Here is a 21,356-nt window from a genome sequence, read left to right as displayed (position 1 = left end):
GGCTATCCCCCTAGCGCAAAGGGATCGGCATCCTGCCATGCCGGGAATTTCTCGCGATATTCCCGTAGGGCTGAAAGTGAGAGCTCACCGTCGATTCGCGTGGCCTGATGCGGTTCGGCGGTGGCCAGAATCTCCCCTGGCGGGGTAATAATCCGGCTGTCACCACGATAGTGATGGCCGTTGCCATCGGTGCCGACGCGGTTGCATCCCACCACATAAGCCTGATTCTCTATCGCTCGTGCCGTCAACAACGCCTGCCAGTGCAAAGAGCGTGGCGCAGGCCAGTTGGCGACATAGAGCGCCAGATCGTAGTCATTACGATTTCGCGACCACACCGGGAAACGCAGGTCGTAGCACACCAGCGGCAGAATACGCCAGCCACGCCACGTCAACACCACGCGCTTATCACCAGCAATATAGTGCTGATGTTCATTCGCCATGCGGAAAAGATGCCGTTTATCGTAGCGATGCACGCGGCCTTCCGGCTCGACGAGCAGAAAGCGGTTCACAGCGCCAATGCCCGTCTGCAGCGCCGCGCTGCCGGCAATCAGTGCATTAGTGCGCACTGCCTGCTCCTGCATCCAGGCCACGACCTCATCTTCCGACAACGATTGTTCAGCAGCTTCCATGGCAAAGCCAGTGGTAAACATTTCCGGCAGGACTATCACGTCACGCCCGGTAATGCCTTCCATCTGCCGCGTAAAGTGGCGCAGGTTTGCGGGGCCGTCCATCCACACGAGTGGCTGTTGTAAAAGGGTAATCTTCAAGCCAGACATGGTGATACTCCTCTGTTGCAGGACGTAAACCTAACTGTAACACCTTATCAGGCTGCAGCTTTGCTGAGGACAGTTTGCATAAAAAAAAGCGGAGCCAGGCTCCGCTTTGAGGATAACGAATCGAAAACGTTACGCGGCTTCAACCTTGCGCACGTTGTCCGGCAACTTTACCGGCTTGGTCGCCAGCTCGTCCGGTGCAAAGTCATCAACGTTGATGCTACGCAGTCGGCTAACTTCTGCTTTGGTCAGAATGGCCGCTTCTTCCTGGTCAATCAGGCCTTTAGCCAGCGCGTTACGCGCCAGTTCATCCAGGCGGGTAAACGGCAGGTTCTTGCCAATTTCTTTGCAGATCCGCTGGTGGATAGGGTCGGCTGCCATAACGTCAACCAGCGCTTCTTCCAACAGGCCAACCGGGTTGTGCTCGCTTGGGGTCAGATACTGACCGCGGCCGATGCGTGAACGGGTGGCGCTCGGTGTCTGCAGAATTTTTGCGACGCTGTGGTCCAGCTTATCGGACGGCGCGTTGTAATGGCGACCGGTCGGGAAGATAACCACGCGCATTGCCCCTGCGACAAAGCGGTTCGGGAAGTTCTTCAGCAGGTCGTCAATCGCCTGTTCTGCCTGATGCAGCGCATCCTGAACGCCCCAGTGCACCAGCGGTAAATCCGCTTCGTTACGCCCTTCATCGTCATAGCGCTTCAGGACGGAAGAGGCGAGGTACAGCTGGCTCAGCACATCACCCAGACGGGCGGAGATGCGCTCACGACGTTTCAGGCTGCCGCCCAGTACCGCCATCGACACATCCGACAGCAGAGCCAGGTTGGCGCTCAAACGGTTCAGATGCTGATAGTAGCGCTTGGTGGCATCGCGGGTTGGGGTTGGGCTGGTTAAGCCGCGGGTGATACCCAACCAGAAGCTGCGCACTTTGTTGCTACCGACATGGCCGATGTGTTTAAACAGCAGTTTATCGAATGCATCGGCGTCTTTGTTCTGCGCCGCGGCCATCTCTTCCAGTACGTACGGATGGCAACGAATAGCGCCCTGACCGAAGATCATCATGCTACGAGTCAGAATGTTCGCGCCTTCAACGGTGATAGCGATAGGCGCCCCCTGGTAAGCACGCGCCAGGAAGTTACCTTCGCCAAGCATAATGCCTTTCCCGCCGGCAATATCCATGGCGTCAACGATGGACTGCTGGCCGCGGTGGGTACAGTGGTACTTCACGATAGCCGACAGTACCGCCGGTTTTTCACCGAGCATAATACCGTAGGTAATTAATGTTGCCGCTGCGTCCATCACGTAGGCGTTGCCCGCGATGCGCGCCAGTGGCTCTTCAATCCCTTCCATTTTACCAATCGACACTTTGAACTGGCGGCGAATGTGCGCATAGGCACCGGTCGCCAGCGCAACGGATTTCACGCCCCCGGTTGAGTTGGACGGCAGGGTAATACCGCGGCCAACGGACAGACATTCAACCAGCATACGCCAGCCCTGACCGGCCATTTTCGGCCCGCCAATGATGTAGTCGATTGGCACGAAGATATCCTGACCGCGCGTTGGGCCGTTCTGGAACGGAACGTTCAGCGGGAAGTGGCGACGACCAATTTCAACCCCTGGGGTGTTGGTTGGGATCAGCGCACAGGTGATACCTAAATCTTCCGCACCGCCCAGCAGTTTATCCGGGTCCGACAGCTTGAAGGCGAGGCCCAGTACCGTCGCAATCGGTGCGAGGGTGATATAACGCTTGTTCCAGGTTAAACGCATACCCAGAACCTGCTCGCCCTGCCATTCGCCCATGCAGACGACGCCAGTATCCGGAATTGCCCCAGCATCAGAGCCTGCTTCTGGGCTGGTCAGCGCGAAGCATGGAATTTCCTGACCACGCGCCAGGCGTGGCAGATAATGATCTTTCTGTTCTTCAGTACCGTAGTGCTGCAGCAGTTCGCCCGGCCCTAAAGAGTTTGGAACGCCGACGGTAATCGCCAGAATGCCGGAAACGCCAGAGAGCTTTTGCAGCACGCGAGCCTGCGCATAAGCGGAAAACTCCAGACCGCCGTACTCTTTCTTAATGATCATCGCGAAGAAGCGGTGCTCTTTCAGGTAGGCCCACAGCTCCGGCGGCAGGTCTGCCATCTCGTGGGTGATCGCAAAGTCGTTAGCCATGCGGCACGCTTCTTCAACCGGGCCATCAATAAACGCCTGCTCTTCGGCAGTCAGCTGTGGACGCGGGTAGTTGTGCAGCTTTTTCCAGTCCGGGTTGCCGCGGAACAGATCGCCTTCCCACCAGGTAGTACCGGCATCAATCGCTTCTTTCTCAGTACGCGACATCGGTGGCATCACTTTGCTGAACATACGGAAAACCGGCGTTGAGATCAGCGCTTTACGCATCGGCGTAAAGTTGAACGGCACCAGAATAATGGCCAGCGGCACCAACAGCCACAGGTTCCACAGGCCAATCGCGCCGAGAGCGGCGGTCCAGGCCAGCAGAATCACGCTGCCGAGCGTCAAACTAATACGGTGATAGAAGAGTGCACCGAGTACGGCAATGGTTAAAACAATACTCAAAATCATCATAGAGAAATGCCCCTGTCTTGTAGGAGGTCTGACCACTTGTGATGATATGGTTGTAGTTGAAGCGTTTTTATTTAGCAATGTGTTTACAAAATAATTACAACCTCGCTCACATTGTTGCTGCTTTTTAGCGCACTAAAAATCCAAACATCGGGTGAATAGATTCGCGCTTGCTTCTCTGTACTGGCGCTATCCGGTACACTAGCGATGACAATTTTATTAATGCTGAAGGATTATCCTCATGTACCAGGATCTTATTCGTAACGAACTGAATGAAGCGGCCGATACGCTGGCAAACTTCCTTAAAGATGAAGCCAACATCCACGCCATTCAGCGCGCAGCAGTCCTGCTGGCAGACAGCTTCAAAGCCGGTGGCAAAGTGCTCTCCTGCGGTAACGGTGGTTCTCATTGCGATGCTATGCACTTCGCGGAAGAGCTGACTGGCCGCTATCGTGAAAACCGTCCGGGCTACCCGGCGATTGCGATTTCCGACGTCAGCCACCTCTCCTGCGTGAGTAATGATTTCGGCTATGAATATGTGTTCTCCCGCTACGTTGAGTCTGTCGGCCGTGCGGGTGACGTGCTGCTGGGGATCTCCACCTCCGGTAATTCTGCAAACGTGATCAAAGCCATCGAAGCGGCGCGTGCGCAGGGAATGAAAGTGATCACCCTGACCGGCAAAGACGGCGGCAAAATGGCCGGCTCTGCGGATATCGAAATCCGCGTACCGCACTTTGGCTACGCGGACCGTGTTCAGGAAATTCACATTAAAGTGATTCATATCCTGATCATGCTGATCGAAAAAGAGATGGTTAAAGCTTAAGATTTTCGGGGCTCTGGCCCCGATAGCTGTGGGGGTGTGATATGTGCGAACTGCTCGGGATGAGCGCCAATGTGCCAACCGATATTTGCTTTAGTTTTACCGGGCTGGTCCAGCGCGGTGGGGGCACCGGGCCGCATAAAGACGGCTGGGGAATTACCTTCTACGAAGGCAAAGGCTGTCGCACGTTCAAAGATCCGCAGCCCAGCTATCAATCTCCAATTGCCAGGCTGGTGCAGGACTATCCCATTAAGTCCTGCTCCGTCATCGCGCATATTCGCCAGGCGAATCGCGGAATGGTGGCGCTGGAAAATACCCACCCGTTTACCCGCGAGCTCTGGGGACGCAACTGGACCTACGCCCATAACGGGCAGCTTTCTGGCTACAAATCACTGGAAACGGGGCAGTTCCGTCCAGTCGGTGAAACCGACAGCGAAAAAGCTTTCTGCTGGCTGTTGCATAAGCTCACCGAGCGCTATCCGCGCACGCCGGGCAACATGCAGGCGGTCTTTAAATATATTGCTTCGCTGGCGGATCAGTTGCGCGAGAAGGGTGTGTTTAACATGCTGCTGTCGGATGGTCGCTACGTGATGGCGTTCTGCTCAACCAACCTGTACTGGATCACCCGCCGTGCGCCGTTTGGCGTGGCGAAGCTTCTGGATAGGGACGTGGAAATCGATTTTCAGCAGGAGACCACCGCCAACGATGTGGTTACCGTGATAGCAACCCAACCGCTGACGGGGAATGAAACCTGGCACAAGATTATGCCAGGCGAGTGGCGCTTATTTTGTCTCGGGGAGCGTATAGTTTGATGCCAGCTGCGGCTGGACCACTTCGTGGCTCAGCGGCTTGCTCACGACATAACGCCCATCAACCACGGACACCATCGGCGGTTTATGCGTCTGCTGGAAGTAGTCGTAGCCCGGCTTAAGCTGCTGCCAGAAATCGTTGAAGTACGAGTATTTGTGGCGCTGCATGTTGGCATCTGTCATGCGGAACGGATAGATGCTGACTTCAACGCTTGACTGACCGAAGACTAACGCGGCGGTCACGAACTGGAAGATTTCATCAATACCGGAATCGGTCATGGCGTAGCAGCCAATCGAGACGCAGGCACCGTGAATCATCAAATATTTCCCTTCATAACCGTGAGCACGGTCATAGGCGTTTGGGAAACCAATATTAATCGCTTTATAAAAGCGGCTATCCGGCTTCAGCTGGCTGCGCTGCACCGAGTAAAAGCCTTCCGGACTTTTGAAATCGCCCTGACGCTGCTTCGGCCCCAGGCCGCCTGAGTAGTTGCAGATCTTATAGCTATCGAGGAGTTGGTAGGTTTCACCCATCTTGACGAAGAGATCGAGCGTGCGCTCCTCTTTGAAAATCTGGATATAGACCGGGGAGCCCATCATTTGCTGCTTATATTCTTTGCTGACAGGCGTCGTTGGCGTATTGCTGCTTAATAACCCAGCAAACGAAACGCATGGCATTAAAAGCATCGCAATAACAAATGCGATTTTGCGCATACTACTTGTTCCTTGATAAAAGATAACAACATGCCAGGAAGGCAATCAGGAGAAAAAAGCAGACAAATCTGTTTTTTGTGCGCTCACCTTAGCACCACCGCATTTTTTCGCAAGAGGGGCAGCAGGCGTTTATCATTTCATAGCGCAATCCCGCTTGAACCCGGTGCGTTGTGCTGTTTCACCGCCTGGCAACACTAGCGAAAGAGAGTGTAGGATAAGCCGATGATTCACTAGCTATCTTTGTCTGAATCGCGCTCACTTTGCGTATCGGCTCGCAATTTAGCGGCTTCAAAGGCGGAACTGCTGCATCAGTGAAAGAGAAAATGGTAAACTTTCGTTACTGAATCATTCGAGATGAAATTGAGTGACTCACTTTTCATTTGAATGATGAATGTATTTAACTCTCAGAACTGCGTAAGAAAGGATGCTTCAATCTCTCATATGCCCAATCACGGATGGTCATTGGGTTTCAGGTTTTACTCCTTTCTTTTGTTTCGTTAACCAAAACGCTGGCTTCAGTCTCGATCTGACGTCGTCGTTAACGGATACCTGCGAACAGTATGATTAAAATAACCAAAGGCCTCGATCTGCCTATAGCTGGCCTGCCCGACGGGCAACGCATTGATGATGTGACGGTCACGCGTGTCGCGGTGAAAGGTGAAGAATATATCGGGCTTCGCCCATCAATGGTTGTCAAAGAGGGCGACAGAGTCGCCAAAGGGCAGCTGCTTTTTGAAGATAAAAAGATTCCCGGCGTGCGTTTTACCGCCCCAGCCAGCGGTATCGTCAGCGCCATCCATCGCGGCGAGCGCCGGGTGCTGCAATCGGTGGTGATTGATATCGACGGCGATGATGCCGTGACGTTTAACGCCTACGCGCCCGATGAGCTGGCGACGCTGCCGCGTGAAACGGTTGCCGCACAGCTGATTGAATCCGGCCTGTGGACCGCGATGCGTACCCGTCCTTTTAGCAAGACGCCAGCGCCGGGCACCGAGCCCGCGGCGATATTCATCACCGCCATGGACACCAATCCGCTGGCAGCTGACCCGCAGCCGATTATTCTCGCCCAGCGCGATGCCTTCAACGCCGGTCTGACAGTCCTGACGCGCCTGACCGACGGCAAAGTCCACGTCTGCCAGGCCAGCAACGGCAAACTCGGCGGGCACCCGCAGGGGCAGGTGACCTTCAACCAGTTTGCTGGCCCGCATCCCGCAGGGCTAGTGGGGACTCACATTCATTTCCTTGAGCCGGTGAGCCTGAACAAGCAGGTGTGGCACCTGAACTATCAGGATGTTATCGCTTATGGCAAGCTGTTCCTCGACGGCGTGCTGTGGACCGAGCGCATTATTGCGCTCGGCGGCCCGCAGGTGAAACAGCCGCGTCTGCTTCGCACCTGCCTCGGCGCGGATCTTGACGCCATGCTGGTGGGGGAACTCCATGACGGTGAAAACCGCGTTCTCTCCGGTTCCGTGCTGAACGGCACGCAGGCCGTTGGGCCACACGCCTTCCTGGGGCGTTTCCACCTGCAGGTCAGCGTGCTGAAAGAAGGGCGCGACAAAGAACTGCTGGGCTGGGTTGCGCCGGGGCGGGATAAGTTCTCTATTACCCGCACCACGCTGGGCCACTTCTTCAAGAAAAAGCTGTTCAACCTCTCCACCGATACCCACGGCGGCGAACGCGCAATGGTCCCGATCGGCAGCTACGAGCGGGTAATGCCGCTGGATATCCTGCCAACCGTCCTGCTGCGTGACCTGCTGGCGGGCGATACCGACAGCGCGCAGGCGCTCGGCTGTCTGGAGCTTGATGAGGAAGATCTGGCGCTGTGCACCTATGTTTGCCCAGGAAAATACGAATACGGGCCGGTATTACGCCGCGTATTAACGCAAATTGAGCAGGAAGGCTAAGTGATGGGCTTAAAACAGCTAATAGAAAAAGTTGAGCCGCACTTCACGCAGGGCGGCAAGCTGGAAAAGTACTACCCACTGTATGAAGCAACGGCAACGCTGCTCTACACGCCGGGTCATGTGACGAAGGGGGCAGCGCACGTTCGTGATGCTATCGACCTGAAACGTATGATGATTCTCGTCTGGTTCGCGGTGTTCCCGGCGATGTTCTGGGGGATGTACAACGTCGGTCAGCAGACCATTCCGGCGCTGCACAAACTCTACGGCGCTGACCAACTCCAACAGGTGATCGCCAGCAATTGGCACTACAGCGTAGCGCAGGCGCTGGGCGTGAGTTTCGCCCCGGACGCAGGCTGGCTCAGCATGATGATGCTTGGCGCGGTGTTCTTCGTGCCTATCTACGCCGTGGTCTTTCTGGTGGGCGGCTTCTGGGAAGTGCTGTTTTCCATCGTGCGTAAGCATGAGATCAACGAAGGCTTCTTCGTCACCTCGATTCTGTTCGCGCTGATTGTTCCACCAACCATGCCGCTGTGGCAGGCGGCGCTGGGGATCTCGTTTGGTGTCGTCATTGCCAAAGAGATATTCGGCGGTACCGGGCGTAACTTCCTTAACCCGGCACTGGCTGGTCGCGCTTTCCTGTTCTTCGCCTATCCGGCGCAAATCTCCGGTGATTTAGTCTGGACGGCGGCCGACGGTTTCTCCGGCGCAACGCCGCTCTCCCAGTGGGCGAGCCATGGCGGCGAGTCGCTGGTTAACGTTGTGACCGGTCAGCCGGTAAGCTGGATGGATGCTTTTATCGGCAATATCCCCGGTTCGATTGGCGAAGTCTCAACGCTGATGATTCTGCTTGGTGGAGCGCTGATTATCTTTGGTCGCGTGGCCTCGTGGCGCATCGTCGCCGGGGTGATGATCGGCATGATCGCCTGCGCCACGCTGTTTAATCTGATTGGCTCCGACACTAACCCAATGTTCGCCATGCCGTGGTACTGGCACCTGGTGCTGGGCGGCTTTGCCTTCGGCATGATGTTTATGGCAACGGACCCGGTCTCCGCCTCGTTTACCGATAAAGGCAAATGGTGTTATGGCGCGCTGATTGGCGTGATGTGCGTGTTAATCCGCGTGGTTAACCCAGCCTATCCGGAAGGGATGATGCTGGCGATTCTGTTCGCCAACCTCTTTGCGCCGCTGTTTGACTACCTGGTGGTGCAGGCCAACATTAAGCGGAGGAAGTCGCGTGGCTGAAAATAAAAGTAACGATAGCATCGGCAAAACGCTGCTGGTGGTGCTGGTGCTTTGCCTGGTCTGCTCCATCGTAGTGGCGGGCTCCGCCGTTGGGCTTAAGCCTCTCCAGCAGGAGCAGCGCGCGCTGGATAAACAGCGCAATATCCTGGCGGTTGCCGGGTTAATGCACGACAAAATGTCCGCCGATGAGGTTGCCGAGATCTACGCGGCCCGCGTTGTACCGCGTTTGGTGGATTTAAAAAGCGGCGAAATTCTCGACAAAGATCCGGCAAAGTTTAACCAAAGCCAGGCGCTGAAAGACCCAGCGCAAAGCGTCGCGCTGGCCTCCAGCGAAGACCCAGCCGGAATTCGCCGCCGCAGTAACGTGGTGGAAATCTACCTGATTAAAGACGAACAGCAGAAGGTGCAGGAAGTTGTCCTGCCGGTATACGGCAACGGCCTGTGGTCGATGATGTACGCTTTCGTCGCGCTGGACACCGACGGGCGCACTATTCGCGGCATAACCTACTACGACCAGGGGGAAACCCCGGGCCTCGGCGGTGAAATTGAAAACCCGAACTGGCGAGCGCAGTTTGTCGGTAAACGGGTGGTGGACGATAACGGCAAACCGGCGCTGCGCGTGATGAAAGGCGCGGCACCGCAGGGCGATCTCTATGCCGTTGACGGTCTCTCCGGGGCCACGCTCACCTCGAACGGGGTGCAGCATAGCTTTGAGTTCTGGATGGGTGAAATGGGCTTTGGCCCGTTCCTGAAGCAGGTGCGTGAAGGAGGGCTGAATCATGGCTGAGCAGGGTGATATGAAAGAGATGAAGCGGGTACTCGTTGGCCCGCTTATCGCCAATAACCCCATTGCGTTACAGGTGCTTGGCGTCTGTTCAGCGCTGGCGGTGACCACCAAGCTTGAAACGGCCTTTGTGATGACCATAGCGGTGACGCTGGTAACGGCATTCTCGAGCATGTTTATCTCGATGATCCGCCACCACATCCCGAACAGCGTGCGCATTATCGTGCAGATGGCGATTATCGCCTCGCTGGTTATCGTCGTCGATCAGCTGCTGCGCGCGTTTGCCTACGAAACCTCTAAACAGCTGTCGGTTTTTGTGGGGCTTATCATCACCAACTGTATCGTGATGGGGCGTGCGGAAGCCTACGCCATGAAGTCTCCGCCGCTAGCGAGCTTTATGGACGGCATCGGCAACGGGCTGGGCTACGGCGCCATCCTGCTGATCGTTGGCTTCCTGCGTGAGCTTATCGGCAGTGGCAAGCTGTTTGGCATCACGGTGCTGGAAACCGTGCAGAACGGCGGCTGGTATCAGCCAAACGGTCTGTTCCTGCTCGCGCCGAGCGCATTTTTCATTATCGGTTTGCTGATCTGGGCGCTGCGAAGCTGGAAGCCGGAACAGCAGGAAAAGGAGTAACCGATTATGGCTCATTACATTAGCCTGTTTGTTCGCGCGGTGTTTGTTGAAAACATGGCGCTGGCCTTCTTCCTGGGGATGTGTACCTTCCTCGCCGTATCGAAGAAAGTCTCTACTGCCTTCGGCCTCGGCGTGGCGGTAACGGTTGTGCTCGGCCTTGCCGTGCCAATTAATAACCTGGTCTATAACCTGGTGCTGCGCGACGGCGCGCTGGTTGACGGCGTGGATCTCAGCTTCCTGAACTTCATCACCTTTATCGGGGTGATTGCGGCGCTGGTGCAGATCCTCGAGATGATCCTCGATAAATACTTCCCGTCACTCTACACCGCGCTGGGCATATTCCTGCCGCTGATTGCGGTGAACTGCGCCATCTTCGGCGGTGTATCGTTCATGGTGCAGCGCGACTACAACTTCGGTGAATCCATCGTCTATGGCTTTGGCTCCGGCATTGGCTGGATGTTAGCCATTGTCGCGATGGCCGGTATTCGCGAGAAGATGAAGTATTCAAACGTGCCCGCGGGACTGCGCGGCTTAGGGATCACCTTTATCACCACTGGATTGATGGCATTAGGTTTTATGTCGTTCTCCGGTGTGCAGCTATAAGGGCCGTTAATCATGGAAATATTACTTGGCGTAGTGATGTTTACGCTGATTGTGCTGGTGCTGTCGGTACTGATTCTGTTTGCCAAATCGAAGCTGGTAAATGCCGGTGATGTGGTGATTGAAATCAATAACGAAGCGGACAAGCAGATCAAAACGCCGGCCGGCGACAAGCTGCTGAATACCCTCTCCAGCAACGGCATCTTTATCTCATCTGCCTGCGGTGGCGGTGGTTCCTGTGGCCAGTGCCGGGTGAAGGTGAAAGAGGGGGGCGGCGATATTCTGCCAACCGAGCTTTCGCATATCACCAAGCGCGAAGCCAAAGAGGGCTGTCGTCTGGCCTGCCAGGTTGCCGTGCGTCAGGATATGAAAATTGAACTGCCGGACGAGGTGTTCGGCGTGAAGAAGTGGGAATGTGAAGTTATCTCTAACGATAACAAAGCCACGTTTATTAAAGAGCTGAAGCTTGCCATTCCGGCAGGAGAAAGCGTGCCGTTCCGCGCCGGGGGCTATATTCAGATTGAATGCCCGCCGCATAAAGTGGCTTACGCCGACTTTGACGTGCCGGATGAATACCGTGGCGACTGGGATAAATTCAACCTCTTCCGCTATGTTTCCGACGTGAAAGAGCCGACCCTGCGAGCCTACTCGATGGCGAACTATCCGGACGAGAAGGGCATTATCATGCTCAACGTGCGTATCGCTACGCCACCGCCGTCCGCGCCTGACGTACCGCCGGGGATTATGTCCTCTTACATCTGGTCGCTGAAAGCGGGCGATAAAGTGACGATCTCCGGGCCGTTTGGCGAATTCTTTGCCAAAGAGACCGAGGCGGAAATGGTGTTTATCGGCGGTGGCGCCGGGATGGCGCCGATGCGCTCGCACATCTTCGACCAGCTTAAGCGGCTGCATAGCAACCGTAAAATCAGTTTCTGGTACGGCGCGCGCTCGCTGCGCGAAATGTTCTATCAGGAAGAGTTTGAAAAGCTGGCGCAGGAAAACCTGAACTTTACCTTCCACATCGCGCTTTCCGACGCGCTGCCGGAGGATAACTGGACGGGCTATACTGGCTTTATTCATAACGTTCTGTATGAAAACTACCTGCGTGACCACCCGGCGCCGGAAGACTGCGAGTTCTATATGTGTGGGCCGCCAATGATGAACGCTGCGGTTATCAAAATGCTCAAAGATTTGGGCGTAGAGGATGAGAACATCATGCTCGACGACTTTGGAGGCTGATGATGTTAACGGTCTTTCTGGCGACATTCTGCATTTTTGTGCTGGTGATTTTCGGCATGTCGCTGGGCTATATCGTGAAGCGCAAAAGCCTGCAGGGCAGCTGCGGTGGGATTTCTACGCTGGGGATGGAGAAAGTGTGTAACTGCCCTGAACCCTGCGATGCGCGTAAAAAGCGCATGGCGAAGGAAGCGCAGCGCCAGCAGAATCGTATTCTGTAGGTCGACGGATAACCCGGCATGATGTCCTTATGCCGGGTTGTTTAACGCAATGAAATATAAGTATTAATTGATTAATAATCGAGATTTAATCCTGGCGTTAACCAGGCCACAGTAAACTGTTTCGACGCATCACAGTCGAAAGGTTTCCATGTCTTCCCCCTCTACATTCGCCCGTCTTCTTCCTGCCGTACTGTTGATCGGTATGGTGCTGAGTCCGCTCACTTTTGCGCATACCCGCAAGCCTATTGTCAGTACTTCTCTCAGCTATGGGGCGACGCTGCGCATGCGTAACCGGGAAAAGCTGTGGGGGAAGTATCATTCGACGCTGAAAAAGCAGGCCAGCTATATTGTGGTGGGTGACGCGGACAGCAAGAGAGCGCTGCGTCAGCAAAATCGCCTGTTGATTAAACAGCATCCGGAATGGTTCCCGGGGCCGCTGAAAGCCAGCGATCGCCGCTGGCAGGCGCTGGCTGAGAACCCGCATTTTCTCAGTAGCGACCATCTGCACAACATGACTGAAGTCGCGATTCATCGCCTTGAACAGCAGCTGGGTAAACCGTATGTCTGGGGCGGGGTGAATCCCGATCGGGGGTTTGATTGCAGCGGGCTGATATTTTACGCCTACAATAAGATCCTCGCGGCGAAATTACCGCGCACGGCTAATGAAATGTATCACTACCGCCGAGCAACGATCGTCTCAAATAACGATCTACGCCGTGGTGATCTACTCTTCTTCCATATTCACAGTAAAGAAATAGCGGACCATATGGGTGTTTATCTGGGCAACGGTGATTTTATTGAATCTCCGCGTACGGGAGAAACTATCCGCGTCAGCCATTTAGCGGATATATTCTGGCAGGATCACTACCTTGGCGCACGGCGGATCCTGACAGAAAATACCGTTCTTTAGTTCATAATAAGCAAAAGCAGGGTGATAAAAAGAAACATCAGCGTACCCGCCAACAGCAAATCGGCAAGGCTAAGCAGCGGTACTGAAGGACGCTCAACGGTGCGCTTTCCGGGTGTATCTGCCGGTATTGATGTACCGTTGAGGGTGAGCTTCTTTATCTGCTGATCGTCGTGTTCCTGACGCTCCTCCTGACGATGCACAAATTCCATAAAGCTTGGGGAGTAGTCGCGTCGAGAATAGTGCCCTGAGCGGTAAGCAAAATTCCATTTTACTTTTTCATCTCTCATCGGGTGATATCTCTGGCAATAAATCAATTATCTAAAAAATGCCTTCCTGGCACACTCGCAGCTATAAAGCGGCAAAAATTAAGGGGAACTTAACTGCCGCCAAATCTATTTCTTTAGCTTAATGCCCCCATGATTTTTAATTCCAGCTCATCGGGAACTTCGTTATAGGAGAGCACGTGAAGGCCCGGAGCAAAAAGGCGAGCATAGCGCGCCAGCAGCGGGCGCAGCTGTGGCGCAACCAGCAGCACTGGTTCTTTCCCCGCCGCTTTCATCTGCTCTTTCACCTGCGGCATATGAGTCTGGAATTGGTTGAGCATATTCGGGTCAACCGGAACGCTATCGAGCATCACTTTTCCGCTCTGCTGCGCCTGATTCACCACGTTCGACAGCAGGTTTTCCAGCTCATTATTCAGGGTGTAAACCGACAACTCCTGCTTGCGAACCAGCGGATGGGTAATGCTGCGACGCAGCGCCAGCCGTACATCGGCAACCAGCAGAATCGGATCTTTGGTGGTTGCGCTGCTGGCGACCAGCACCGTGGCGATGGTGACGATATCGCGGACGGGAACGCCTTCAACCAATAGTGCGCGATACACCTTCAGCAGCTGGCTGTAGTTCAGCGCAGCGCTAAGATCTTCGGCGAGCCGTGGCGCCATGGAGGAGAGACGGTTATGCAACTGCGTGATGTCATCGTAGTTGAACAGATCCGGGATATGGCGGCGGATAATCTTGTTCACATGGGTGGCGATAACGCTGGCGCTGTCGATCACCTGATACCCCATATTCAGCGCTTTTGCTTTTTGCGCCGGCTGGATCCAGGTGACCGGCATCCCATAGGCCGGGTCACTCCCCAGCACGCCGTCGATTTCGCCGTAGGTTTCGCTGGAGGGCAGCGCCATCAGCTTATCGGCAGGAATATCGGCCTCATCGGCTTTAATACCGTTGATGTAAATCGCGTACTGGCTGGCCTTGAGGCGGAAGTTTTCGCGGATACGAATCTCCGGCAACAGCACGCCGTTGGTGTCAGAGATAACCTGTCTTACCCCGCGAATACGCTGGGTGAGCGGGTTGCCCTTTGATTTATCCACCAAAGAAACCAGCTTGTAGCCGAGGCTCAGGCTGATGGGTTCAATCAGCGGAATGGTTTCCCAACTGACCACCTGTTCGGCGTTTTCGCTAATGGTTTTGGTCAGCGTTTCGAGGCTTTTTTCCTCCTGTTCGGCGGCCTTCGGTCGATGGCTCAAGCGCCAGGCGGTGAACCCCAGCAGGGCGCTGAAGGCGAGGAACGGGAAGTGCGGCATACCCGGAACAATCGCCAGCACGAACATGATGCTGGTGGCGGTATAGAGAATCGACGGCGTCGCCAGTAGCTGGGTACGCACGTCGGTGGCGATATCGCCGTTATCGCTGACGCGAGTCACGATGATCGCCGCGGCGGTAGAGAGCAGCAGAGAAGGGATCTGGGCGACCAGACCGTCACCAATGGTCATCAGGACGTACTGCTGGAAGGCCGCTTCTGCGCTTAAATCGTATTTGAAGATCCCGATGCACACGCCGCCGATAAGGTTGATGGCGAGGATCATCATCCCGGCGATGGCGTCACCGCGCACGAATTTCGACGCCCCGTCCATCGCGCCGTAGAAGTCCGCTTCGCCCGCCACGTCTTTACGCCGTGTCTGGGCCTGCGCCTGATTGATAAGTCCGGCGTTGAGGTCGGCGTCGATAGCCATCTGCTTGCCCGGCATCGCATCGAGGGTGAAGCGGGCGGAGACTTCGGAAATACGCTCGGCCCCTTTGGTCACCACGATGAAGTTGATAGTCAACAGCGTCAGTAAATCCGAACGTGAGAATATCGTCGCCGCGCTGCACGGTCAGTCTATCTTTAACGGCGGCGGCCTGACATCGCTTAGTAAGATAGCGAAGCCGGGTCCGGCGACGAAAGTTGCCAAACGCACGACGATGAGCCCGGAAGAACTGGCGAAAATCAGCGAAGAGAATGCCAAAAAAGCGAAGGATGTGAATGATAAAACGGTGCTGCTGAAGCAGAAATCGGCCCGTGAACTGGGTGAACTGGCGACCGACATCAGCGCCATCGCCCGTAATGCGCATATGGAAACCAACCTCGAAATGGAGATTGTGCCCCAGGGGTTGCGCGTACTGATTAAAGACGATCAGAACCGGAATATGTTTGAGCGCGGCAGCGCGAAGATCATGCCGTTTTTCAAATCGCTGCTGGTGGAATTGGCGCCGGTCTTTGACTCGCTGGATAACAAGATAATTATCACCGGCCACACCGATGCGATGGCCTATAAAAGTGACGCCTACAACAACTGGAACCTTTCCGGCGACCGGGCGCTCTCTGCGCGTCGCGTGCTGGAGCAGGCCGGGATGCCGCAGGGTAAGGTGATGCAGGTCAGCGCGATGGCGGACCAGATGCTGCTGGACAGTAAAAATCCCGAGAGCGCGGGCAACCGCCGTATTGAGATTATGGTGCTGACCCAGAGCGCCTCGGACACGCTGTATCAGTACTTTGGTCAGCACGGTGAAAAAATCGTGCAGCCGCTGGTCAAACAGTTAGATAAACAGCAGACCACATCGCTACGCCGGGGAGCCGTAGTGAAACCGTAACCCTTCCTCGTCTTTGCCGGAAATATCGCCGCGCTGCCTTTCCTCCCCTTATAAATATACTGTATACTTAAACAGGTATTTGTGAGGGGAGCCTGATGCGCAAAATAATCCATATCGATATGGACTGCTTCTTTGCCGCGGTGGAAATGCGCGACAACCCGGCGCTGCGCGATATTCCTATCGCTATCGGCGGCAGTCGGGTACAGCGTGGGGTGATAAGCACGGCCAACTATCCGGCGCGTAAATTTGGCGTGCGCAGCGCCATGCCGACCGGAATGGCGCTGAAGCTCTGCCCGCATCTCACGCTGCTGCCGGGGCGTTTTGAAGCCTATCGTGAAGCCTCGAACCATATTCGGGAAATTTTCTCCCGCTATACCTCGCTTATCGAACCGCTGTCGCTGGATGAAGCCTATCTGGACGTTAGCGCCAGCCCTCATTGTTATGGATCGGCTACGCTGATGGCCCAGGAGATCCGCCAGACTATCTTTAACGAACTCTCGCTGACCGCATCGGCGGGGGTAGCGCCGGTGAAGTTTCTCGCCAAAATCGCCTCTGACCTCAATAAACCTAACGGCCAGTTTGTGCTGACCCCCGACGAGGTTCCCGGTTTCCTCAAAACCCTACCGCTCGGTAAAATTCCCGGCGTGGGCAAGGTGTCGGCCGCTAAGCTTGAAAGCATGGGGTTGCGTACCTGCGAAGACGTACAAAACAGCGACCTTGCCATGCTGCTCAAGCGCTTTGGTAAATTCGGGCGGATCCTCTGGGAACGTAGCCATGGGATCGACGAGCGTGAGATCCACAACGATCGCCAGCGAAAGTCGATCGGCGTTGAGCGCACGCTGGAAGAGGACATCCATGAATGGGCTGACTGTGAAGCGATCGTCGAGCGTCTCTACCCCGAACTGGAACGGCGGTTGGCGAAAGTCCGGCCCGACCTGCGCATCGCCCGGCAGGGGATAAAACTCAAGTTTAATGATTTTCAGCAAACCACCCAGGAGCACGTCTGGCCGAAGCTGACCAAAGACGACCTGCTTGCCACGGCCTATCAGTCGTGGCAGGAACGCCGTGCCGGGCGCGGGGTGCGCCTGGTTGGCCTGCACGTTACGCTGCTTGACCCGCAGCTGGAAAGGCAACTTCTTTTAGGGATATAACCATGCTGATTCGTGAATACCGTGACGGTGATTTTTCCGCGCTGTGCCAGATTTTTCAGCGTGCGGTACGGGAAACCGCCAGCCAGCACTACTCAACTGCCCAGATAAACGCCTGGGCGCAGGTAGATGAAGCCCGCTGGCGGCAAAAAATGGCCGACGCTTTGGTACTGGTGGCGACGATTGATGACGTGCCGGTAGGCTTTGTCACCGCCATTGAGCTTTATATTGACCTGCTGTTTGTTGACCCGGCGTATTCGCGACGGGGTATCGCCAGCGCATTGTTGAAAGCGCTGTTCGCCAGAATACCGACGGGAACGCTAATGGTAGAGGCGAGCATCACGGCCCGAACGTGTTTTGAACGGCAGGGGTTTGTGGTGGTAGCGGAACAAGAGGTGGAAGCGCGCGGGGAGCGCTTTGTGAACTATCAAATGGAGAAGGTCAGGTAGGGCGGTGATATGCCCGGCGTCGTTGCACTCGGCCGGGCTACGTCGAATGTAGCCCGGCCAGGCGAAGCGCCGCCGGGAACGGCTCAAAACTTACTTCGCCGGAATTGCTTTCAGCAGTTCCGTCAGCAGCTGCCAGTACTGGCCAACGCTTTCGATATGAACCTGCTCATCCGGAGAGTGCGGCCCGGTGATGGTTGGCCCAATGGAGACCATATCCATGTCTGGATACGGCTTCTTGAACAGACCACATTCCAGACCGGCGTGGATAATCTGAATGTTCGGAACCTTGTTGAACAGACGCTGATAGGTTTCACGCACCAGGTGCATAACCGGAGAGTTAGCGTCCGGCTGCCAGCCTGGGTAGCCGCCTTTCGGCTGGGTTTGTGCACCCGCCAGCGCGCCCAGAGATTCCAGCATGCTCACCACGTAATCTTTACCGCTGTCGAGCAGGGAACGAATCAGGCAGTGAATGGTGGCGGTATCTTCAGTCATGGACACCACGCCCACGTTCAGAGAGGTTTCCACCACGCCTTTCGCTACGTCGGAGTTACGAATCACGCCGTTCGGGGTCGCATTCAGCAGCTGAATAAACGCATCGCGAGAGACGGCAGTCAGCGCTTTACCGTCAACGGTCTGGGTTTCCAGAACCAGCGTCAGGTTTTTCTCTTTCGCCGACAGTTCGTTTTGCAGAATGTGCAGGTAGGTTTCTACCAGGGCTTTCAGCGCATCAGCTTTATCAGCCGGGATCGCCAGCGCCGCAGAGGCTTCACGTGGAATCGCGTTACGCAGGGTACCGCCGGTGAAGTCGACCAGACGCAGATCCAGCTCGCTCGCGTGAGCCACCAGGAAACGGGCCAGCAGTTTGTTGGCGTTACCGAGGCCGAGGTGAATATCACCGCCGGAATGGCCGCCTTTCAGGCCTTTCAGCGTCAACTTAAAGCCCTGGAAGCCCGCAGGAATCGCCTCGCGAGTCAGCGGCAGGTTGCTGGTGAAGTCGATACCACCGGCACAACCCATGTAGATTTCACCCTCTTCTTCAGAGTCGGTGTTGATCAGGATGTCGCCCTGCAGCCAGTTTGGTTGCAGACCGAACGCGCCGTCCATACCGGTCTCTTCGGTCATGGTCAGCAGCACTTCCAGCGGACCGTGCTCAACGGACTCATCGGACAGCACCGCCAGCGCGGAAGCCATACCGATACCGTTATCGGCACCCAGGGTGGTACCGCGTGCTTTTACCCACTCACCGTCGATGTACGGCTGAATAGGATCTTTGGCAAAGTCATGAACGGTATCATTGTTTTTCTGCGGCACCATATCGAGGTGAGCCTGCAGTACAACCGGTTTACGGTTTTCCATACCCGGGGTCGCGGCTTTGCGAATCAGAATGTTGCCAACCTGGTCACGCTCGGCGTGCAGCCCTTTTTCTTTCGCCCAGCCAACGATATGCGCGGCGAGCTGCTCTTCATGATGAGAAGGGTGCGGAATAGAACAGATTTTGGCAAAAATATCCCACAGCGGCTGCGGGGATAATTGAGACAGTTCAGACACGATGAGTCTCCTTACGGCGTTCTGCAAAAGTCGCTTGCAGGTAAAGGGTTAGCACATACATACACCACAAGCATGGCTTGCGCGATGGCGTTGAGAATACCACTTTCTGCCTCTTCCGGTAGAACAAACCACGTAAAAAGCGCGTGGGATTCCGCTTAACACTGGTTTTTAGTGCGTCAGATCTCTATAATCTCGCGCAACCCATTTCCCCCTTGAACATTTTTTAAGCCGTATAACATAGGCTGGGACAACTTCACATGAGCGAAAAATACGTCGTCACCTGGGACATGTTGCAGATTCACGCACGCAAACTGGCTGCACGCCTGATGCCTTCTGAACAGTGGAAAGGCATTATCGCCGTTAGCCGCGGTGGCCTGGTTCCAGGCGCACTGCTGGCACGTGAACTGGGCATTCGTCACGTCGACACCGTATGCATCTCCAGCTATGACCACGACAACCAGCGTGAACTGAAAGTTCTGAAACGCGCTGAAGGCGATGGCGAAGGCTTTATTGTTATTGACGATCTGGTAGACACCGGCGGCACCGCGGTGGCGATTCGCGATATGTACCCGAAAGCTCACTTCGTTACCATCTTCGCTAAACCAGCAGGTCGCCCGCTGGTTGACGATTATGTTGTTGATATCCCGCAAGATACCTGGATCGAACAGCCTTGGGACATGGGCGTGGTATTCGTACCGCCAATCTCTGGCCGTTAATTCAGTCAATTAATGCGCTTCCAACGCCCGGTTATGCCGGGCGTTGTTTTTTTTAACGCCCCACGCGTTACAATACATCCAGGAAAGTATCTATGGAGGTTTTGTGATGCCAGAAGCTAATCTCAGCGAAACGCTATTCAAGCCGCGCTTTAAACACCCTGAAACGTCAACGCTGGTACGCCGGTTCAACAATGGTAGTACCTCCCATATGCAATCGGCGCTCAGCGGCAATAACGTACCGCACTGGTACCGCATGATTAACCGCCTGATGTGGATCTGGCGCGGTGTAACTCCGCAGGAAATTCTCGACGTGCAGGCGCGTATCGTGATGAGTAAAGCCGAACGCACCGACGAAGAGCTGTATGACACCGTGGTGGGTTATCGCGGCGGTAACTGGATTTACGAGTGGTCTTCTCAGGCCATGCTCTGGCAGCAGAAGGCCTCCCAGGAGCAGGACGAAGCCCTCAGCGGCCGCCACTGGCTGCACGCCTCAAACCTTTACAGCATTGCCGCCTATCCGCACCTGAAGGGTGACGATCTCGCCGAACAGGCGCAGGCGCTGGCAAACCGTGCCTATGAAGAGGCGGCGCAGCGCTTGCCTGGCGAAATACGCGAGCTGGAGTTTGCCATTCCCGGCGGTTCGCCGGTAACCGGGTTCCTGCATATGCCGAAAGGCAACGGCCCGTTCCCAACGGTGCTGATGTGCGGCGGGCTGGATGGCCTGCAAACCGATTACTACAGCCTTTATGAGCACTACTTCGCGCCGCTCGGCATTGCGATGCTGACGCTGGATATGCCGTCGATTGGCTTCTCCTCTAAATGGAAGCTGACCCAGGACTCCAGTATGCTGCACCAGCACGCGCTGCGCGCGCTGCCGGATATTCCGTGGGTTGACCATACCCGTGTGGCAGCGTTTGGCTTCCGCTTCGGCGCGAACATCGCCGTGCGCCTGGCCTACCTGGAAGCGCCGCGGCTGAAAGCCGTTGCCTGCCTTGGCCCGGTGGTACACGGCCTGCTCAACGACCCGCTGCATCAGGGTCGCGTGCCGGAGATGTATCTTGACGTGCTGGCTTCACGCCTGGGCATGCACGATGCCTCGGACGAAGCGTTGCGCGTTGAGCTTAATCGCTACTCGCTGAAGACGCAGGGGCTGCTGGGCCGACGCTGCCCAACGCCGATGTTATCGGGCTACTGGGATAACGATCCGTTCAGCCCGGAAGAGGAGTCGCGGTTAATTGTTTCGTCATCTGCGCAGGGCAAACTGATGCCGATCCCGTTTAACCCGGTGTACCGTAATTTCGATCGTGCGCTGAAAGAAATTGCCGGGTGGATCAATAATAGATTTTGTTAATATATTGC

Annotated in this window: 20 protein-coding genes and 1 pseudogene; 15 read left to right on the top strand and 6 right to left on the bottom strand. The window is 55.6% G+C overall.

Features of this window, described 5'->3' with window-relative positions; all coding sequences use genetic code 11:
* Positions 1-2: 2 nt before the first annotated feature.
* Both ACLGE8_RS03975 and fadE read right to left on the bottom strand, forming a co-directional pair.
* Positions 3-776 (bottom strand): amidohydrolase, encoded by a 774-nt coding sequence (locus tag ACLGE8_RS03975; protein WP_410996608.1) that lies wholly within the window; start codon positions 774-776, stop codon positions 3-5.
* A 129-nt stretch (positions 777-905) separates the two neighbouring features.
* A complete protein-coding gene (fadE, locus tag ACLGE8_RS03970) occupies positions 906-3,350 on the bottom strand; it encodes an acyl-CoA dehydrogenase FadE (protein WP_410996606.1) in 2,445 nt (814 codons plus the stop codon).
* Between the two features lie 238 nt (positions 3,351-3,588).
* On the opposite strand from fadE, the gene lpcA reads away from it, so the two are divergent.
* Entirely contained in the window at positions 3,589-4,170 is a 582-nt protein-coding gene (lpcA, locus tag ACLGE8_RS03965; RefSeq protein WP_035894459.1) for a D-sedoheptulose 7-phosphate isomerase, read from the top strand.
* A 41-nt stretch (positions 4,171-4,211) separates the two neighbouring features.
* Positions 4,212-4,979 carry a class II glutamine amidotransferase gene (locus tag ACLGE8_RS03960; RefSeq protein WP_410996603.1) on the top strand — a complete coding sequence of 256 codons (768 nt, stop codon included), beginning with the start codon at positions 4,212-4,214 and terminating at the stop codon, positions 4,977-4,979.
* On the opposite strand, the gene dpaA is transcribed toward ACLGE8_RS03960, so the two are convergent.
* Positions 4,950-5,690, bottom strand: coding sequence for a peptidoglycan meso-diaminopimelic acid protein amidase (gene dpaA, locus ACLGE8_RS03955; RefSeq protein ID WP_333495306.1), 741 nt, complete (start codon positions 5,688-5,690; stop codon positions 4,950-4,952). The two genes, ACLGE8_RS03960 and dpaA, sit on opposite strands and share 30 nt — an antisense overlap.
* A 560-nt stretch (positions 5,691-6,250) precedes the next feature.
* Between dpaA and ACLGE8_RS03950 the strand changes: the two genes are divergently transcribed.
* The 8 genes from ACLGE8_RS03950 (at position 6,251) to ACLGE8_RS03915 (ending at position 13,221) form a co-directional block, all read left to right on the top strand.
* Positions 6,251-7,594: a Na(+)-translocating NADH-quinone reductase subunit A gene (locus tag ACLGE8_RS03950; RefSeq protein ID WP_410996601.1), complete on the top strand. Its 1,344-nt coding sequence runs from the start codon at positions 6,251-6,253 to the stop codon at positions 7,592-7,594.
* Positions 7,595-7,597: 3 nt separating this feature from the next.
* The gene (locus ACLGE8_RS03945) at positions 7,598-8,836 is read left to right on the top strand and encodes an NADH:ubiquinone reductase (Na(+)-transporting) subunit B (RefSeq protein WP_410996637.1); all 1,239 of its coding nucleotides are present in this window, start codon (positions 7,598-7,600) and stop codon (positions 8,834-8,836) included.
* Positions 8,829-9,623 carry a Na(+)-translocating NADH-quinone reductase subunit C gene (locus tag ACLGE8_RS03940; protein WP_410996599.1) on the top strand — a complete coding sequence of 265 codons (795 nt, stop codon included), beginning with the start codon at positions 8,829-8,831 and terminating at the stop codon, positions 9,621-9,623. The genes ACLGE8_RS03945 and ACLGE8_RS03940 overlap by 8 nt, the downstream gene beginning before the upstream one ends.
* Entirely contained in the window at positions 9,616-10,254 is a 639-nt protein-coding gene (locus ACLGE8_RS03935; RefSeq protein ID WP_035894452.1) for an NADH:ubiquinone reductase (Na(+)-transporting) subunit D, read from the top strand. The genes ACLGE8_RS03940 and ACLGE8_RS03935 overlap by 8 nt, the downstream gene beginning before the upstream one ends.
* A 6-nt stretch (positions 10,255-10,260) precedes the next feature.
* Positions 10,261-10,857: an NADH:ubiquinone reductase (Na(+)-transporting) subunit E gene (nqrE, locus tag ACLGE8_RS03930; RefSeq protein ID WP_185669670.1), complete on the top strand. Its 597-nt coding sequence runs from the start codon at positions 10,261-10,263 to the stop codon at positions 10,855-10,857.
* A gap of 12 nt (positions 10,858-10,869) precedes the next feature.
* Complete coding sequence (gene nqrF / locus ACLGE8_RS03925) at positions 10,870-12,093, top strand: NADH:ubiquinone reductase (Na(+)-transporting) subunit F (RefSeq protein ID WP_410996597.1); 1,224 nt, start codon at positions 10,870-10,872, stop codon at positions 12,091-12,093.
* 2 nt (positions 12,094-12,095) lie between these two features.
* The gene (nqrM, locus tag ACLGE8_RS03920; RefSeq protein WP_410996635.1) at positions 12,096-12,311 is read left to right on the top strand and encodes a (Na+)-NQR maturation NqrM; all 216 of its coding nucleotides are present in this window, start codon (positions 12,096-12,098) and stop codon (positions 12,309-12,311) included.
* A gap of 148 nt (positions 12,312-12,459) precedes the next feature.
* The gene (locus tag ACLGE8_RS03915; RefSeq protein ID WP_410996595.1) at positions 12,460-13,221 is read left to right on the top strand and encodes a C40 family peptidase; all 762 of its coding nucleotides are present in this window, start codon (positions 12,460-12,462) and stop codon (positions 13,219-13,221) included.
* On the opposite strand, the gene ACLGE8_RS03910 is transcribed toward ACLGE8_RS03915, so the two are convergent.
* Together ACLGE8_RS03910 and ACLGE8_RS03905 are read right to left on the bottom strand one after the other, a co-directional pair.
* Positions 13,218-13,508, bottom strand: coding sequence for a hypothetical protein (locus ACLGE8_RS03910; protein ID WP_410996593.1), 291 nt, complete (start codon positions 13,506-13,508; stop codon positions 13,218-13,220). The two genes, ACLGE8_RS03915 and ACLGE8_RS03910, sit on opposite strands and share 4 nt — an antisense overlap.
* Before the next feature lie 113 nt (positions 13,509-13,621).
* Positions 13,622-15,340 (bottom strand): annotated as a pseudogene (locus ACLGE8_RS03905) (flagellar biosynthesis protein FlhA); the annotation flags it as partial.
* On the opposite strand from ACLGE8_RS03905, the gene lafU reads away from it, so the two are divergent.
* From lafU to ACLGE8_RS03890, 3 genes are all read left to right on the top strand, one after another.
* Positions 15,315-16,136: a putative lateral flagellar export/assembly protein LafU gene (gene lafU / locus ACLGE8_RS03900; protein ID WP_410996591.1), complete on the top strand. Its 822-nt coding sequence runs from the start codon at positions 15,315-15,317 to the stop codon at positions 16,134-16,136. The pseudogene ACLGE8_RS03905 and the gene lafU overlap by 26 nt on opposite strands.
* A gap of 95 nt (positions 16,137-16,231) precedes the next feature.
* Complete coding sequence (gene dinB / locus ACLGE8_RS03895; protein WP_410996589.1) at positions 16,232-17,287, top strand: DNA polymerase IV; 1,056 nt, start codon at positions 16,232-16,234, stop codon at positions 17,285-17,287.
* A gap of 2 nt (positions 17,288-17,289) precedes the next feature.
* Entirely contained in the window at positions 17,290-17,733 is a 444-nt protein-coding gene (locus ACLGE8_RS03890; RefSeq protein ID WP_410996587.1) for a GNAT family N-acetyltransferase, read from the top strand.
* Between the two features lie 90 nt (positions 17,734-17,823).
* Here ACLGE8_RS03890 and pepD read toward each other — a convergent pair whose 3' ends face one another.
* The gene (gene pepD / locus ACLGE8_RS03885; protein ID WP_410996585.1) at positions 17,824-19,281 is read right to left on the bottom strand and encodes a cytosol nonspecific dipeptidase; all 1,458 of its coding nucleotides are present in this window, start codon (positions 19,279-19,281) and stop codon (positions 17,824-17,826) included.
* 257 nt (positions 19,282-19,538) lie between these two features.
* Here pepD and gpt point away from each other — a divergent pair, with 257 nt between their 5' ends.
* Both gpt and frsA read left to right on the top strand, forming a co-directional pair.
* On the top strand, positions 19,539-19,997 hold the full coding sequence (gene gpt / locus ACLGE8_RS03880) for a xanthine phosphoribosyltransferase (protein WP_035894440.1): 459 nt from the start codon (positions 19,539-19,541) through the stop codon (positions 19,995-19,997).
* Positions 19,998-20,103: 106 nt separating this feature from the next.
* Positions 20,104-21,348: an esterase FrsA gene (gene frsA, locus ACLGE8_RS03875; protein ID WP_410996583.1), complete on the top strand. Its 1,245-nt coding sequence runs from the start codon at positions 20,104-20,106 to the stop codon at positions 21,346-21,348.
* The last annotated feature ends 8 nt before the right edge of the window (positions 21,349-21,356 follow it).

Origin of the sequence: Kluyvera sp. 142486 (assembly GCF_046569695.1) — a bacterium.
GTDB lineage: Bacteria > Pseudomonadota > Gammaproteobacteria > Enterobacterales > Enterobacteriaceae > Kluyvera.
Note: the sequence above shows the minus strand (reverse complement) of the source record. Positions and strands in the feature narration are given on the sequence as shown.